This window comes from bacterium, from assembly GCA_040755755.1.
Taxonomy (GTDB): Bacteria; SZUA-182; SZUA-182; order DTGQ01; family DTGQ01; genus DTGQ01.
Genome location: JBFLZW010000023.1, coordinates 22,371 through 38,076 on the forward strand (window position 1 = coordinate 22,371; position 15,706 = coordinate 38,076).

General features: G+C 49.7%; 15 protein-coding genes. 5 read left to right on the forward strand and 10 right to left on the reverse strand.

Annotated features, from left to right (window positions below; all coding sequences use genetic code 11):
* The first annotated feature begins 358 nt into the window (after positions 1-358).
* Positions 359-571 carry a hypothetical protein gene (locus AB1611_08730; GenBank protein MEW6379681.1) on the forward strand — a complete coding sequence of 71 codons (213 nt, stop codon included), beginning with the start codon at positions 359-361 and terminating at the stop codon, positions 569-571.
* 34 nt (positions 572-605) lie between these two features.
* On the opposite strand, the gene AB1611_08735 is transcribed toward AB1611_08730, so the two are convergent.
* The 3 genes from AB1611_08735 to AB1611_08745 form a co-directional block, all read right to left on the reverse strand.
* Positions 606-1,151: a molybdenum cofactor carrier protein gene (locus AB1611_08735; GenBank protein ID MEW6379682.1), complete on the reverse strand. Its 546-nt coding sequence runs from the start codon at positions 1,149-1,151 to the stop codon at positions 606-608.
* Positions 1,152-1,189: 38 nt separating this feature from the next.
* Positions 1,190-1,399, reverse strand: a complete 210-nt coding sequence (locus AB1611_08740) for a hypothetical protein (protein MEW6379683.1) — start codon at positions 1,397-1,399, stop codon at positions 1,190-1,192.
* Between the two features lie 215 nt (positions 1,400-1,614).
* Positions 1,615-2,028, reverse strand: coding sequence for a ferritin-like domain-containing protein (locus AB1611_08745; GenBank protein ID MEW6379684.1), 414 nt, complete (start codon positions 2,026-2,028; stop codon positions 1,615-1,617).
* A gap of 212 nt (positions 2,029-2,240) precedes the next feature.
* Between AB1611_08745 and AB1611_08750 the strand changes: the two genes are divergently transcribed.
* From AB1611_08750 to AB1611_08760, 3 genes are all read left to right on the forward strand, one after another.
* Positions 2,241-2,519, forward strand: a complete 279-nt coding sequence (locus AB1611_08750; GenBank protein MEW6379685.1) for an AbrB/MazE/SpoVT family DNA-binding domain-containing protein — start codon at positions 2,241-2,243, stop codon at positions 2,517-2,519.
* Between the two features lie 15 nt (positions 2,520-2,534).
* Positions 2,535-2,948 carry a type II toxin-antitoxin system VapC family toxin gene (locus tag AB1611_08755; GenBank protein MEW6379686.1) on the forward strand — a complete coding sequence of 138 codons (414 nt, stop codon included), beginning with the start codon at positions 2,535-2,537 and terminating at the stop codon, positions 2,946-2,948.
* Between the two features lie 264 nt (positions 2,949-3,212).
* Positions 3,213-6,131, forward strand: a complete 2,919-nt coding sequence (locus AB1611_08760) for a prenyltransferase/squalene oxidase repeat-containing protein (GenBank protein ID MEW6379687.1) — start codon at positions 3,213-3,215, stop codon at positions 6,129-6,131.
* Here the strand turns inward: AB1611_08760 and AB1611_08765 are convergent.
* The 6 genes from AB1611_08765 to AB1611_08790 form a co-directional block, all read right to left on the reverse strand.
* Positions 6,070-7,452: an SLC13 family permease gene (locus AB1611_08765; protein ID MEW6379688.1), complete on the reverse strand. Its 1,383-nt coding sequence runs from the start codon at positions 7,450-7,452 to the stop codon at positions 6,070-6,072. The genes AB1611_08760 and AB1611_08765 overlap by 62 nt on opposite strands.
* A gap of 364 nt (positions 7,453-7,816) precedes the next feature.
* Entirely contained in the window at positions 7,817-8,341 is a 525-nt protein-coding gene (locus AB1611_08770) for a hypothetical protein (protein ID MEW6379689.1), read from the reverse strand.
* 483 nt (positions 8,342-8,824) lie between these two features.
* A complete protein-coding gene (locus AB1611_08775) occupies positions 8,825-9,379 on the reverse strand; it encodes a hypothetical protein (protein MEW6379690.1) in 555 nt (184 codons plus the stop codon).
* Positions 9,380-10,080: 701 nt separating this feature from the next.
* Positions 10,081-10,821, reverse strand: coding sequence for an RDD family protein (locus AB1611_08780; GenBank protein ID MEW6379691.1), 741 nt, complete (start codon positions 10,819-10,821; stop codon positions 10,081-10,083).
* A 295-nt stretch (positions 10,822-11,116) separates the two neighbouring features.
* Positions 11,117-11,491: a PRC-barrel domain-containing protein gene (locus tag AB1611_08785; protein MEW6379692.1), complete on the reverse strand. Its 375-nt coding sequence runs from the start codon at positions 11,489-11,491 to the stop codon at positions 11,117-11,119.
* Positions 11,492-11,641: 150 nt separating this feature from the next.
* Positions 11,642-12,802 (reverse strand): glycosyltransferase, encoded by a 1,161-nt coding sequence (locus AB1611_08790; GenBank protein MEW6379693.1) that lies wholly within the window; start codon positions 12,800-12,802, stop codon positions 11,642-11,644.
* 277 nt (positions 12,803-13,079) lie between these two features.
* Between AB1611_08790 and AB1611_08795 the strand changes: the two genes are divergently transcribed.
* On the forward strand, positions 13,080-13,478 hold the full coding sequence (locus tag AB1611_08795) for a DUF302 domain-containing protein (protein MEW6379694.1): 399 nt from the start codon (positions 13,080-13,082) through the stop codon (positions 13,476-13,478).
* 489 nt (positions 13,479-13,967) lie between these two features.
* Here the strand turns inward: AB1611_08795 and AB1611_08800 are convergent.
* On the reverse strand, positions 13,968-15,706 hold a 1,739-nt coding region (locus AB1611_08800; GenBank protein ID MEW6379695.1), incomplete at its 5' end, for a right-handed parallel beta-helix repeat-containing protein.

Below are 15,706 nucleotides of genomic sequence, written 5' to 3' on the forward strand. Positions count from 1 at the left end.
GCCCCAGGCTTGCCAGTACGCCGTCTGACTCAGAGAACAAGCAACGTTATCCGAGCGATATCCAGTTTTCAGCAGGTTAATCCTCGATACTCAAAACCTGGACCATCCCGGCTCCTGAACGCCTCGCTATCCCGGCTCCTGAACCTCTTCCCCTGTAACGGGCAAATAATACCACAAAAACCGCTGTAAATTCGAAGTATTACCAGAGGAAGACCATATTATATAATATTATATATTATGGTAATACAGATTTTATTTTATTGTACCGACAATTCATTATTATAACGTATTCAGGCGCGGGTGGCATTATTTTTCAGCATTGATCAATTGCCCGGCAGCTCAAAGAGGGGGAAGGCAAATGGGCATGGTAATTCGAATATTTCTGGGACTTGGTGTGCTTGGCAACATAGCATATTTTACAGTAAAACCCTTTAGTAAAAAGGTAGGACTGATCATCATCCTTATGGGGATTATAGCTGGTTTGGCTGAAGGATTTGTCATCGGCCTGCCGATGATAGGAATAGGGGTTTTATTGCTGCTCATACAACTTATCTACCAGCGCTGCTGCTGATACTTTTTCCGTCGAGGGATTCCTATTCTCGCTTTCAGACGATTGGAGGATAACCCCGGAGGTGGGAAATGATTCCCTCCAGAGTTGCGAGATGGAGTGCTCCTTCTTTGGAATAATCCGGCATAAGGGCAAAGGGGTCGAAAATCAGGAGAGGTTTGCGGTATTCCAGCGCAAGCTCAATTTCAGAGACAGTTCCCGCGCCACCGGGTAAAGCGATGATCACCCTGGGAGTAAGGACATTGATATGATTGCGGCTCAGATTTTCTTTTCCCCGGGTTCCGCTGAAGGGAAGATGGGTAATGACCGGAATATCCACCCATTCGTTGGGATAGCCTGGCTTTGGCCGGAAATTCGCCCGGCCGGTATCCTGATAGAGATCCTGAGCCGGAATGATGCCGATAACCATCCCTTGCCGATCAGGGACAGAGGAAAATGCCTCTGAGACTGATGCCATCACTCCCTGCCCCCCTCCGGTGAGAAGATGGTATCCATGCTGACCAAGCCACACCCCCAAGGGCGAAGCCAGTTCTTCATGCCTTTCCCGGCCTGATCCTATAACACCAATGATGGTCCGGCGCATATCTCCTCAAACATCAGAAACCTTCACCCCCCATTCCGCTACCTGTCATCCCGGTAAGAGTACCGGCCGACATGTTCATCCCCCTCTGAAGGACAGGAAAGCTGGAAGAAGACCTCGTCACTCCTGGATAACTGTTTGTTGATCGTCCGAAGATCCTGGACCAGGACTCCTACAAAGACTCCCATAATCAAACCGAACGGGAATGCCAAAAGCGCAATGATAGCCAGAATAATAGCCTGCATGGACATAAAAAAACCTTACCCTTCTCTTGTCACTTGATGATAGCCAAAGAGCAATCCTGGAAATTCACCCTCATCATTATTACCTATATTATCATTTATTATATAGAGATCGGCTGAAAATTTCCATTTTTTATGATAATGAAGGTGAAAAAAAGGGGGAAAAAGACCGGGAGAAAAACTGAGGAGAGCAGGGGCTGAGCCTGATCTCCTCCATTCGGATATTATTCCAGCACCCTGCTGAAAAAGTCGTGGTGCTCTTCTTCCTGGGCCAGAATTGATTCGAATAACTGGCGGGTGGTAGGATCATGTTCGCGATCAGCCAGATCGATGATCCCCCGGTAATGGTTGATCGCATCCTCTTCCTGTTTCTTGTCCAGTTGAATCATCTCGTGAACGCTCGTTCCGACATTGATTGGACCCGGCTGGGTAGTGGGAATTCCACCCAGATAATTCAATCGGTCAGCGATAGCCTCTGCATGCTTCATTTCCACGATGGATATTTTCCGTAACTCGTCTTTCAGTGTCTCTCCGGTGATGCCTTTTTCCTGAACGTGCTGCCACATATACTGGATACTTACCGCCAATTCCCTGGCAATTGCCTGATTTAACATTTCTTTCAACTTATCTGAAGCCATCCTTCCCTCCTTGTGTGGTTAGAGTTATCTGCCCGAATAAAACTTACTGATTATTTTCTGGTATCATGTATTCGGATGAAATATCGTTTTGTCTCTACCCTGACTGGACAGATCAGGGTAATTTAACTGACAACCGGACTTGCAACCGGGCTTGACGTAAAACTTTTCCTTGGTTATAATTTATTCAGGTAAGAAATCATAGGAGTAAGAAGATGAGTCTGGTAAGAATGTCCACGAAGGGACAGATTGTCATCCCGAAAGTAGTAAGAGAGAAATTGGGGTTAAAACCAAATTCCAGGATCAAATTGGAATTGTTTGAAGACCATGCTGAAATTTCAGCTTTGCCGGATTATGTTCAGGAATTGAGAGGGATATTAAAAGATAAGCCTTCCATGACCGAGGATCTGCTGAGGGAGCACGGAAATGAAGTTAAAGCAGATGAGGGGCTATTAATCAGAGTGCTTCACCAGGAACCTGAGAGCGAAGGGTAAAAAGAGGCTTCGGGAATGAGAAGTTATCTTTTTGATTCCTTTGCTCTCCTCTGTTGGCTTCAGGAAGAGGAAGGATTTAAACTGGTTGACCGGTTTATTCTGGACGCCCAAGCCGGTAAGGTCAATCTTTATCTCAGCATTATCAACCTGGGAGAAATTTACTACCGGATTGCTAAGGTCGCTGGCCTTAAAACTGCCCGTAACGTGCTGGAAAAGATCAGATTTCTTCCTCTTAGGATTATATCCGCTTCGGATAACTTGGTGATGAAAGCTGCTGAACTGAAAGCCCGATATCCTATTGCCTATGCTGATGCCTTTGCTTTAGCTACCGCCCTGGAGCATCAGGCAGTTATTATTACCGGTGACCCTGAATTCAGGGTGATCAAGGAAAAGTTTGAGATTATCTGGATAAGAAGTTATAACGAGTAATAAATTTTTGTCTCCTGCATTTCTTCTGTTTTCACAACCCTTCCATCATGAGCGTCTTAATATTCTTCAATTTATACAAAATATATTGATCTCTTTCCTATTGACTGTATTTAATTTTAACTAATCTCTAATATAATTTACTTTCTATTTTATATTTTTATATTTGACAAATTCTGCTTAAATTTAGTATACTAATTTTTATACAGGCAATATATTGTTTGTTCTGGTTAGTATTTTGGATAATAGCTTTATAAGGAGGAAATCGTGAAAAAGAATTTCGTGTCAACTTTTCTGGTAATATTTGGATTAGTGGCTGGAGAAGCGATATTGGTGATGTTTTACGCTCCCCGCCGGGCCGGAGCTGATAGTCAGAGCATCGCCCGAAATCAGGCCATCATCGAAGGAGTCAACTGGCTGATCGACCGTCAATCAGCAGCAGGCGGGTGGGAGCCTTACTCCCTGGTTATCGGCAATTCTCTGGCTGTCAGGGCTTATGCGGCTGCGCAGGAACGCTTTTCTTCCCCCTGTGCTCTTCTTATCGACAGGCTCAAGAGGCTGCAATCACCTGACGGAAGCTGGGATGAAAATATCACCGGCACTGCTCATGCGGTCTGGGCTTTAATTGAGGCCGGGGAGGACAGAAACTCACTGATCATGCAAAATGCCCTCGGGTGGTTAAGGTCTCAGGCCCGGCGCGATTGTGCGGATATCGGCACGGGAAACACGAAAAATATTTCTTTAACCCTTATCGCTTTACTGAAAGCGGGTGAACCCCGTGATTCTCAGGTGATTGTCGATGGAATAACCTGGTTAAAGGCTAACCAGAATTTCGACGGATTCTGGGGTGCATTTGCCGGTGAATCGAGTGTGGCCTGGGTGAAAGAGGCGGTTATAGCCTTGATTCTGGCTGAATCGGAATCCAGTCCGCAGGTCCGGAAAGCCCTTGAATATCTGCGCGCTCATTATTCGGAATACAGCGGCTGCGACGCTACCGAAGGATTTGAGGTTTTCATCTCTGCCGGGAATACCGCTTTCGTGCAGGTTGGTCAGGCAAAGGTACTGGCAGGACAAAATGAGGATTTTGGCTGGGGAAAGTTTCCCGGCTGGCCCAGCCAAAATATCGAAACCGCCAGAGCCGTACTGACTCTGGCCCAAAGCGGCTATGAGAGCGAGCGGCTTAAGAATGCCTTAGCCTGGATGGAAAGCCACATTTCAGAGACCGGGGATTATGGAGGCGATTATCGTGTGCCATCGTCAACAGCATGGGCTGTTTTAGGGTTATCCGCGGCTGCTGACATCTCCGCCTCTTTGCAGGATGATGTGCTTCCCGCAAGCCTCGAGCTGGCCACCGGGCTCTTGATGCAATCCCAGAATGGAGGCTGGGCCTGGTGGAGCCTCTATCATCCGGAGGTCATCGGCAGTGAAACGGATAATACCGGGCTGTGCGTCTGGTCATTATATCAGGGCAATGAAGAAAATTCCTTTTTCGCCAGACAGCAGGCAGCCGCGTCACTTTCCTCTGGTCAGAACAGGGATGGCGGATGGGGTGGCCTGTGGAGAGGGGCCACGGTGAAGAGCACAGTTTCTTCCACGAATTTTGCTTTACTAGCCTTACTAAGTGCGGGATACGGCAGGACAAATCCAAATCTCGCTCAGGGAATTGACTATCTTATAGCCAACAGGGCAGATGGACATTGGGAAAGTGTGGGTCAAACAGCCATGTCAACGATTATTATCAAAAAATCCCGATACGATGACCAGGTCGCGGACAAGGCCGCAACATGGCTGCTCCAGAGCCAGAATGACGATGGCGGCTGGGGTCCGAAGAAGGGTGATGTCAGCACTGTGGCCAGTACGTCCATGGCCATGCTGGCCCTGGCTGAATGTGAACACGAGGGCTTTCCCCTGGCCAGGGGCGCTGCCTGGCTGCTGGCTGCCCAAAACGACGATGGAGGGTGGGGCGATCTTTCCGGAGCATACGCAAGCAATACGGCCAGCACTGCCCAGGCAGTCTGGGCTTTGTCCCAGGCCGGGTATCCTGCGGGAGTGGAGTTTGAAATCGTGCTGGATCGGGAATCCGCCTGTCCCGGTGACCAGGTGGTGGTGAATCTCCTGGCTGACAATGAGATCACCAGTTCACTGGCCCGGATTATTGATCCGCAGGGAAACGTCACCTCCATCGACCTTGCACCTGCCTTCAATGACAGCACCGGGCAGTCATCCTGCCACTGCCAGGCGACCTGCTCTCTCGATATCAGCGCTCCGGCAGGTACCTATACCGTGGCTGTCGATGCCTACTCACCGGCAGGAGATTCCAGTATCGCCGCCACCTTCGCCGTTTATCCACTGCATTCCTTCTTTCGGGACGCTGATGCTGACGGCTGGGGCAATCCGGATGATATCTTCACCAGCTGTCAGATGCCGCCAGGGTATGTGATGAATCATCAGGATTCCGACGACAGCGATCCGAATACCGGTCCCCGTGCCACCAAAAACAGCGTTCATGCAGATTGTCCTGAAATTTCCGGACAGGTAAGCGGCAGTCTGGAAATCAAGGGAGCCAAGGGCAGGTTGGAGCAGGATATTCTGATTGGAGTAAAGATTAAAAATACAGCCGGTCAAATCTCTTCCTTTGGATTTCAGGTTACTTATGATGCCGGTGTCCTGGAGTACACCGGTTTTGAGAGCGGTGAGCTGCTCAGCTCCTTCCTTTTTTTGAATGTCAACCCTGTCGGTTCAGGCTGTCTCAAGGTGGGAGGATTAACCTCCCTGGGTGGTATCCCTCAAGATGCGAACGGTTATCTGGTCTGGTTGAAATTTACGGTAAGAGGCGGACAGAAAGGCGGACTTTATCCCATACAGCTCAAGGAACTGAGAGATCATCTGGCCTGTTTCTCTTCATCTCATGGCTCCTTTGTTTATCTCTGCCCTGAGGATCTCAACGGAGATGAAAATGTAACCCTGGATGATGTAGCCCTGGCCTTCCATTGCTACCTTGAATCCGGTCTCTGTGCCGATTATTTCGATCTCAATCATGATGGTGAAGTGACCCCCCTGGATGCTCTGCAAATTTATCAAAGGTGCCGGGAGCACGATTCTGCACAATCTCAAAGCACTTCAACTATAAGACCGCTAATTCCAATGCCAAAACACCCAGGCAGGCCAGCAGGGTCAGAGGGGTGATCATCAGACCATAGCGCACGAACTCACTGAAAGAAAGATGGAAATCTTTGGTATGCAGAATGCTCATCCACATGATCCCGGCCAGGGCTCCGATAGGGGTTATATTGGCTCCGAGGTTTGATCCGGCGGCTGTAGCCAGGGCAGCGGCAAGAAGGTTTTTCCCGGTGAGGCCGCGAATAACGGATACCGAGGCCACCGTCATCGGGATGTTATTGAGGAAGTTGGCCGAGAGGGCTGAAACCGTTCCATAGACGAGGCCATAGGCAGCAGCCGATGGACCGCAGATATTTCTGAAAAAAAGCCCGATTTCACTGGTCACTCCGTAAAGATGCAGGGCCTCGACAGTGACGAACAGCGACAAAACAAAGGGAACTACTGTCCAGGGCATTCTTTGCAGGGTTGAGCCAAGGACAAATCTTTTCTTTTCCCTTATGCGCTGCCGCAGCAGGGCCATTGATGAATCCCGGAGAATAAGAATAAAGAGCAGTGCCAGGGCAAAGGCTAATGAAATAGTCCACATTTCGATCCCCAGGTAGGGTGCAATGGCCAGCGCCACAATGCACCCGCCGAGCAGCAGGAGCCCAAGTGCGGCTCCGGTCTTGTCGGTCAGGGCTTCGAAAGGATCGATCTTTTGGCTGACCGTGAGCGGCCGGGAAATGCTCTTTCGAAAAACGGTGAACAGCCCGAATACACTGACCAGTCCTGCGGCCAGGGTAGGTAAAAACATCCATTTGAAATATCTGTCAAAATGCAGGTTGAAGGCTGCTGCCAGCAGGATATTGGTCGGATTGCCGATGTAGAGCATCATACTCCAGGTGTTGGCTGCAAAGAATTCGGCAATCAGATAGGGTTTTGGATCTATCCGGGCATTTTTGGCAAAATAGTAGATGAATGGGGTAAAGGTAAGAATGATAATGTCATTTGAGGTAAAGACGGTAAGCACTGCAACCATGATGTACAGGGAGAAAAACAGGCGCTTGCCATCCGATCCGGCCCACTTCAGAGCGAGCCGGGCGCAGCATTCGAAAAAGCCGGTGATGTCGAGGAAAATGCTCATGAACACCATGGACAGGAACAGAACCAGAATACCGAATGGGTTGAGTCCGTGTCCTCCTTTGAGCCCATTGAGGACCTGGCTGTAGTCGAGGATGCCGAAGGTCATGATCAGGGTTGGCCCAAGGAGTGCGCCGAGAAAATAGCTTTCGAGTTTCAGGTGCCGCCTGCCCATTCTGATATAGAGGTAGGGCCTCCTGAGAATGAGGTAAATGGTCAAGAGACAACTGATGATGAATATGCCGTGAACGGAAAGTTTTCCTGCCATTAACAACTTATTGAAATAGAAAACCTATTGAATAATTCTCCAATTTAACGATGAAAATGCCACCCAGGTATGCCCTGTAACCGGAATTTTTTGAATGTAGCCTGATGATGGCCCGCTTGTCAAGAACAAAAGCATGCTCTTTTGTGTTTGCATCTGGAAGAGAATAGCCAAAAATCAAAAGGAGGCTGCGTCGTAATGTTTCTTGGCAGCCTCCTTTTGATTAACGCATTGTAAATAAATAACTCAGCGCTTTTTAAGTTTGTTTACGTTCCACTATTGAGCCAAGTGGATTAAAAGCACTGAGTTAATATTGTACGCTGCATAAGGCTCAATTCTTTGTGAGCACCGCATCAGACAATCACCATTAGATAAGCGCCGCAGGATCCAGATATATTGGCGGCGGGGCGAGTGGCCCGAAGTTCGTCTCCAGGTAAAGGAGAGCGGCAGCATTAGCTGGCGGCACATTTCCAAAGAGCCAGAGTGGATCAGTAGGTGGCAGGAAATCATAGAAAGGAGGAAGGGGCAGCAGAATCGGATCTCCGACTGCATCCAGCAAATAGGCAGGTGGCCAGAGGTTTATCCCAAACAGAGGATCGTAATAGGCCATGCCTATGGGAGTATTATAGAGCAGCCAGGGATTTGGCAGGGCAGGATCCCAGGTCAGGCCCGGCTCCACATCCAGGATGGTGGAGGGGACTAATTCGGTGACAATCGGTTCGGGTAAACCCGTAAGCGGATCAACGGGAGACAGGGCTGGAGACCATAATGGCCACAGGGTGTTATAAGGAGGCATGGCAACCCAGTTTTGGGCTTTGGCAATCGGTGAATATACTAAAAAGAGAGCAAGCAGGCTGACCAAGATAATGGCGAAATTTCTTTTGCTGACCATCTCAAATTTCCTTTCCTTATTTTGCTGGGGGGTTAGTAAACACAGTGGTGGACAACACAATTCCTTGCGTGGTGGACACGCGACTTCCTGCCAGGCTAAAGGAGCAAGAGATGTCTTCAGGCGTCGCTTAGTACACCCTCCCTGTATTTGGCTGTCATGACTATGCTGTCCACCTTTTCTGTTACAGGTAAAATATGTCTGTTAACAAGGTAAAACATGTAGTAGTAGGGTGGACCAAGCGACGCCAAGAAGGTTTAAGCCATCTCTTGGTAATGTGAAGTCGCGTGTCCAGCGGAGTTCTTTTACCTCATGGCTCGTTCTGTAAGTGCCATTCGCACTCCAGAACATCACCTCCCTTGATTTTCTCCCCTGGTGTTTCCCGATCCTTGAGGACACGGTCGCCCCCCTTTTACAAACAGCAGGGCGGCGGCCTGAATACGCCGCCGCCCTGCAAGAAAGTTTTCGTAAGTTCCTCTCTGGCGATCAGATGAGAGTCAACCCGGCAATTGCACCGGTAGTCAATAAAGGAGCAAATTGCGGATAGCTGGTATAATAGGCGCTGTTGCCCACCGGAACATTGGCACTGAGCCAGCTTGTGGCAGTCGGCAGCAGGGTAGTCCACTTGATCAGGCTCAGGTTGAGGGGCAGAGGAACTCCCAGAGGGCTCAGGAGATAGGATGGCGGCCACAGGTTAATACCGAATAAAGGATCGTAGTACACCATGCCTGATGGGGTATTGTACAAAAGCCACGGATACTTCTGATTGACTGCATCCCAGGTCAGTCCCGGCTGGACGGGAAGAACAGTGTCTTTGGTCAGACTGGTGACAATAGGTGTCGGGATACCAAGAGCATTGGGTGGAGAGAGAACGGGCGACCAGAGTGGCCACAGGGTATTATAGGGAGGAAGGGGCCACCAGTTGAGGGTTGTAGGCACCAAGGCAGCCTGACTGAGAGAAGTCAGGGCTAAAAGAGCAAATGCAAGAACAGCCAAACCTAATAGACTTTTTTTTGGGCAGATTACCTTTCGTAAATTCATATCTAACCACCTTTCCAATTAATAATGACGTTGAGAATCAGACAAACACTTAGCTAAAATCTGCTCTGTTCATACCCCCTTTTCTTTTATCCCCCCTTTAACATGGACCGAGACTGCTGGAAACATAAGCCAATAAATACCTCCAAAAACAATGGACGAGCAATATATCAATAGCATTATTATAAGGACAATCAAACACAAAACTGATTGACAACAGTCTGCATGCGGATTAACTCACGCAGGAAGGAGACAGATGCTCAGGGACTTGAAATCAAAATCAAGGGAGCAATCATCAGCAGGAAACCCGGGGGAAGATACAACAGGCACTACTTACAGCCGGAAATCTCATCTACTCTTGGCGTTTATGCATTCTTGTTACCTATCAGCTTTATTATCTAGTAACCTTGACACCACAGAAATTATCTACGGTCATCGTAATATACTGCATAAAATATGCCTTGCGTTTGACTTCTGATAGAGCTAATAGTCACTTATTTTTTCTGGTCAATACTTAAGGTGAGAGCCAAAATCGGCCTTCAAACCGCGGGATACTGTGCAGGATATTTCATATCTCTCTGATATTGAGCATAACACCTTGTTTATGCAAATCTTTCCCAAGCAGGGATATGAAAGAAAATTCACTTATTACCTGGCCTGTCTCATTGTTGAATCCGGTTTGTCTCAGGATAGATAAATTTGTCTCACTGTGCCAGAATAGCGGTAATGTTTAAAACATAGTTCTCCTGACTGAGGGACAGGGGCCGCTCGATATTGAGTCTTCGTTCACAGTATTCAGCCAGGTCTGTGAATAACTGAAGGCGGGCAGGGAGGGACAATTCCTCCCGGCGAAGACAGATCGTGATCAGCACCTCCCGCTCGGTAAGGCTGATGAGGCTGGTAATCCGCCGTGCAAGCTGCGGGTCCTCCTGAAAGCTGTTGTACCTTTGGGATTCAGGCAGAATGACTTCCGGCCGCAGATGAACCTCCTCCTTGATGACCAGAGTGCCTGCGGCCAGATCCCCCAGTCGTCGAAGCTGGGGGGAGAAAAAGGAAGCAATGAAGCCAGCCAGGTAAAAAAAGGGCAGGCTATCGACAATGCGCAAAAGGTTTCTGATCATGCTTTGAAACAGAGTGATTTTTGCGCCATTGTTTTGAATAACCCGAAGGTGAAAGAGTTTTTTCCCTGGAGATTGTCCCCCGGTTTTCCATTCCCAGAAAACGAAATATCCCCAGTTTATCAGGAAAAAGGTGACCAGTCCCAGAGCAGCGGATATTCCCTGGCTGATGGGAAATATGAAATTCGCCCCGTAACTGACACCCAGAATCGTGGTGGCGATAAATAAGAGATCGATCAGCCAGGAAAGCAGCCGGCTGCCATAACCGGCTATGAGAAAAGAAAATTCAACGTTTTCCGGTGTAGTTATGGTATAGAGGTCATCCATGAGCCCTGCCTGCTTCTCTGCACCTCAATATCCGATATGGCAAATCCACGGCCAGTACGGATTGTCAATGAGATCGCGTGCGGTATTTGGTGGGGCGAAAAGCCCCACCCTCCCTGTTCTCCATCACACACACTATATTTGATCTTTCAGCTAAAAGTCAAGCGCAATGGGAGATAATGACAGAAGGGGGTAATGACAGAAGGGCTGTCTGTGATCCCCCGGATCCATATACAGTCTTCCAAAGCCTGCTGCTGCCGCCCATAGCTTCAGTATAGTGACCGTACACCCTTGTGGCCTATCTCTTTTCCCAATGAGGCTTGGTGCCAAAAAAGGAGTGAATGTCCCTGCCCCATTGCTCATCAGCCATATCCGGCCAGTTATCTTTATCAAAGCCCGAGGCGCTTTTCAGCTTATCCTTGGAAACATTCAGAATAAAAACTCGTTCGTCTTCGTCGAGAGCCAGGGCATCCATGGGGACAGCGAAAAATTTGTCACCCAATCCCAGGATACCGCCAAAAGACAGGACAGCATAGGCAACACAGCCAGACCGTAAGTCAACGGCAAAATCCTCAATCTTTCCCAGATTTTCCCGATCCGGATTGATCACCCGATCACCGGCCAGTTCAGTGGCGGGCATTACATACCGCACTTTTGTTCCCCGTACTTGCATCGTTTATTCCTCCTTTTGTGTATGACATTCTCTTATCAGTTACCTTCTCATATAACCTCTGGCCATCTTTTTCAAACAACCTGGCTCTCGGCAGCAGCAGCACAGCTCAAGATCCTTGAGACATTCTTTTCACGATCCATCAATCATCTTTTACCTTTCCCAGGCTTCTTTTCCTCCCGGAGCACGGGAAAGCTCCAAGCCGGCCAGCGGGGTGCCGGGATCGATTCCCAGGTCACGGCAGATGGCATACAGCTCCTGAACCCGGTGGGCACAGGTGTGCTGGGAGACAATCGTATTATAGGCATGATGAGTCAGTTCCCTGGCCATCTCCCGGTCATGGAGAAGATTTTTCAGAAGGCGCTTCATTTCGTCTCCATTGGCTGCGACCAGGAAATCCTGGCCGGGCTTAAACAATCCCTCGATATCCACCCAAGGCGAGACGATCAGGGGAATGCCGCAGGCCATAGCCTCGAAGGTGCGGATGGTGGGAATGCCGGGCAGGGCTTTTCCATAAGGGCGCCGCGGCACATGAATAGTGGCCCGGAACTTCGAGAACATCTCCGGCACTTCATAGTCTGGCAGCCATCCGGCATAGTCTATGCCTGCCTCTCTGAGGGCAATCCGGGCATGGTCCGGATAGCGGACTCCATAGGCTACAGCCCGCAGTCCAAGATCTTTAACCGGGTCGATGAGGAATTCATAAAGCTCCAAAGCCCTCTCTCCATCTCCCCAGTTACCGATCCAGACCAGGTCATCCTGTTCATTGGCCTTCTCCCGCGGGTAAAAGATACGGGTATCCGCGGCCTCGTGCCAGGTCCAGGCCCGCTGAGCCCAGCCCTGCGAAAGATAGAGATCACGAATCACTTTTCCAAAAGCCAGAACACCGTCATAGTTTTTCAAGTTAACGGCAGCCCGGCTTGTCCGGTCAGTCACCATACGGTAGTGAGTATCGTGGAAGAGAAGGCGCAGGTTCCGGGTGCGGGCGCGGCAACTGCCAATGCGCTCAACCAGCTCAGGCTCATTCCACTCATGAACGATAACCAGATCGGCATTGTCAAGAACCTGATCAAGGTCAAGAGAGTCAGGTGCGTAGCGGTTGCTGACCAGGTGAGGGAAAGCTGACTGGAACTTTCGAATCGGCTCATACCTGTGACTGGCGATGAGGTTTTGGATGCTCCAGGCATCCTTGGGCTCATAAATCCGCAGGTCATGTCCATGCCTGATAAGCTCGGTGGCAATACCCCGCAGGAAATGGGCAGTGCCGTGGTTCCAATCAGAAATCAGGGAATGATAAAACATAACAATACGCATGAAATCTCTCCTTATTCATCTCTCCCCTTTACCGTATCAGTGTGGGAGCCAGAAGCCAGAAGTCAGGAGTCAGAAGTCAGAACAAATATAAGTATAAATCGCCGTTATTGGCAGAAATCCTGCATTTACAATACAAATTCCTCTATGGTCACGATAACCTCAACTGATGGTTTGAAAAAATCCGAAAGCTCATTTTGAAATAATGGACTTTTCCGCCAAGTAACGAATAGATACTAGAGTTAAGTTACCAGTTTTCAGTTATCATAAGGAAACCGAAATGACTAACTATAGATTGACAAAAGAACTGAACATGCAGTTTGAGGAGACGTTGGAAAAAGTGTCGGAAGAATTGAAAAAATCAGACCTTCTGGTCTTAAGCATTATCGATTTGAAGGAAAAATTTAAGGAAAAACTGGGCATTGATTTCAGAAAATATGTGGTCCTGGGTGTCTGGTGTCCGCAGAATACGTATAAGGCCATTCTGACTGAAGAAAATATCGGTCTGATGCTTCCCTCCAATATCGCCCTCTACGAACAGGATAAAAAAACCATCCTTTCGGTCATTAAACCGACGACAGTCGCAGAAGTGTCTGATAACTCTGATCTTCAGGAGATTGCTATGGATATGGAACGCAAGCTCAAGAGAATATTCGATTCTATCACCGACCGCAAATGAAGAAGCTTATACTGCGAACGGCTGAATATTGAACTTTATTCAGGAGCCAGAATTCAGGAGCCTCTGTCGCCGCAGGTTTTCAACGACAACTGGCGCTTGCCTTGACTTCTGAAGGCGGACTTTATACAATTAATGGCGAATATACTATAAACGGCTTAGAACTGAACTTTTCCAGAGGAGTCAGGAGCCAGAATTCAGGAGAAGGTATGGCCATCTTAAGTGAGGAGTTCTTTTACCTTAACAGATAATTAAGGAGATCGGAAAAAGATGAGCATCAAGCGAATTCTTGGAGCAGTTGTCGGAGGAATCGTCGGGCTTTCTCTGGGATATCTCAACCGCTGTATGGGTGGAGGCAGGGGTTGAGCTTTAACCGTCAGCCCCTGGTCAGGGGTAATCCTTGGCGCCGTATTCGGGTATCTGCTGACTCCGGAATGATGAATGGCCACCCGAATTCCCCAGCAGCCTGCAGTCTCAACGACCTGAGCTGAATCATTCAATCTCTTCTTCCTCTTTCTCTTTGGCTCCAATATCCGGAGCCAGACCATTGAATACTTCGTTCACGCCGGGAATCAGCTCGGCTGCATCAATGCAGGGAGAGTGCAGCATGAGGCAGTAACTGCTGGTCAACAGGGGGTCATCGAGGATGACCTTATCGCCGACAATTCCCTTATCGGAAAATCCTGCCATCTGGTAGAAGCAGTTCTGGGATGCCTGTACACGGCCTTCGGCCACGATCTCCTCTTGATCATTCCTGTTCACACCCCTGCTGATGCCCCTGGGAAGGCAGGAGAAGATGTTATTGCGGACATCCGCCCGGCTGGTGGCATCAACGTGCAAACCGTCACCCGGCCCCTGGTTGAAAGGCCCTCCTTTCCCGTCAGCCTTGCCGACAATGGTGTTATGATATACCCTGCAATCTGATCCCTCCAAAAGCGCGATCTGATGATGGAGACCTGCAGGATCATGGAGCACGTTCCGGACGATGCGAAGATTACTGCGGCTGATAGTTATCTGGCCGCCTGCGGCCAGGGCGTTCCGGTAAAATTCACATCCCTCGATACTTCCGGTGCAGTTGGTGGCTGCCAGGGCATGATGAGGACTGTTGCAGACAGTGATGCCCTTCAGGGTTATCCGGCAGCCGTCAATCATCAGTCCGCGGGTGCCATCTGTGCCGTTATTGTCAAATACCGTATCCCGGATATTGATTATTGCCCCGCCACTGGCTGCCAGTCCTGGTTTGGCACTTCTCTCGACCCTGCCGCCGGTCATATCCAGGAGGGTTTCGCTGCCGCTGGCCATAATGTTCGGAGAGCCCTGCGTGCCGTCCAGACTGCACCCGCTCATCCTGACGGATGCGCCTGACTGAACGGTAAGGTTTGGCCCCAGACCGCATTGACCGTTGTTGCTGATGGTGCAGTTTTCCAGCACTACGGAGGTTCCGGGGTCGAAGATGCCGATACCCGCCCTGCCGCTGTGGCTGATGGTCGTATTTCTGATGGTGGCAGATGAAGCGCCGAGCACTGCCAGGCCGGCAGTCCCGCCGGTATTCTCCCCGGCAGTCCCCCCGTCACTCCCATCAGTAGCGCCATTATAGTCGAGCGTATTGCCGGTGATCAGCCCGGCAACCGACCCGCCGATAACCGTGATGCCGGGTGCGGCATTATATTCGATCACATTGTCGCGAATCTCGGTTACGTCCGAAGAGATAATGCCGATTCCGGCTGCTCCGTTGTGGTGGATCCTGTTCGTGGATTCAAGTCTTACCACGATCCTCCCGGCTGATGAGCCCTCATGGCCGATTCCGGCGAGGGCATTATGGTGAAGGTCATTCCGGCTGATCTCACCAACCCTGGCCCCCTGAGACAGGCCGATCCCGGCTGCGCCGTTTTCGTATGACTCATTGTCCGTGATCAGCTCACAGCGTGCGCCGCCGCGCAAACCGATTCCAGCGTCATGATTGCCGTAGGTAAAATTATGGCTGATCTCCGATGCATGGATTACCCCATTGAGGCCGATACCGCTCCCCATCCCTTTGCGGCCTGCGCCGGTGACCTCGTTGCTGATGATTCTGACATAGCCGGAGCCTGAATCCCCGCAGCGGCAGCCAATGGCAGCGTTGGCAGCCCCATTGACGTAATTGCCTTCGATCAGGTGATAGACTATTTTCCCGGTCTTTGGATCGAAGCCGCCGGTTTCATCGGCACCGATGCCTGCGCCGCACTCTCCGG

Bases quoted from the DNA above. Each gene is read 5' to 3' on its own strand.
- AB1611_08785 (MEW6379692.1), bottom strand. From the start codon at position 11,491: ATGCAAGTACGGGGAACAAAAGTGCGGTATGTAATGCCCGCCACTGAA.
- AB1611_08770 (MEW6379689.1), bottom strand. From the start codon at position 8,341: ATGGTCAGCAAAAGAAATTTCGCCATTATCTTGGTCAGCCTGCTTGCT.
- AB1611_08790 (MEW6379693.1), bottom strand. From the start codon at position 12,802: ATGCGTATTGTTATGTTTTATCATTCCCTGATTTCTGATTGGAACCAC.
- AB1611_08775 (MEW6379690.1), bottom strand. From the start codon at position 9,379: ATGAATTTACGAAAGGTAATCTGCCCAAAAAAAAGTCTATTAGGTTTG.
- AB1611_08755 (MEW6379686.1), top strand. From the start codon at position 2,535: ATGAGAAGTTATCTTTTTGATTCCTTTGCTCTCCTCTGTTGGCTTCAG.
- AB1611_08750 (MEW6379685.1), top strand. From the start codon at position 2,241: ATGAGTCTGGTAAGAATGTCCACGAAGGGACAGATTGTCATCCCGAAA.
- AB1611_08740 (MEW6379683.1), bottom strand. From the start codon at position 1,399: ATGTCCATGCAGGCTATTATTCTGGCTATCATTGCGCTTTTGGCATTC.
- AB1611_08730 (MEW6379681.1), top strand. From the start codon at position 359: ATGGGCATGGTAATTCGAATATTTCTGGGACTTGGTGTGCTTGGCAAC.
- AB1611_08765 (MEW6379688.1), bottom strand. From the start codon at position 7,452: ATGGCAGGAAAACTTTCCGTTCACGGCATATTCATCATCAGTTGTCTC.
- AB1611_08780 (MEW6379691.1), bottom strand. From the start codon at position 10,821: ATGGATGACCTCTATACCATAACTACACCGGAAAACGTTGAATTTTCT.
- AB1611_08795 (MEW6379694.1), top strand. From the start codon at position 13,080: ATGACTAACTATAGATTGACAAAAGAACTGAACATGCAGTTTGAGGAG.
- AB1611_08745 (MEW6379684.1), bottom strand. From the start codon at position 2,028: ATGGCTTCAGATAAGTTGAAAGAAATGTTAAATCAGGCAATTGCCAGG.
- AB1611_08735 (MEW6379682.1), bottom strand. From the start codon at position 1,151: ATGCGCCGGACCATCATTGGTGTTATAGGATCAGGCCGGGAAAGGCAT.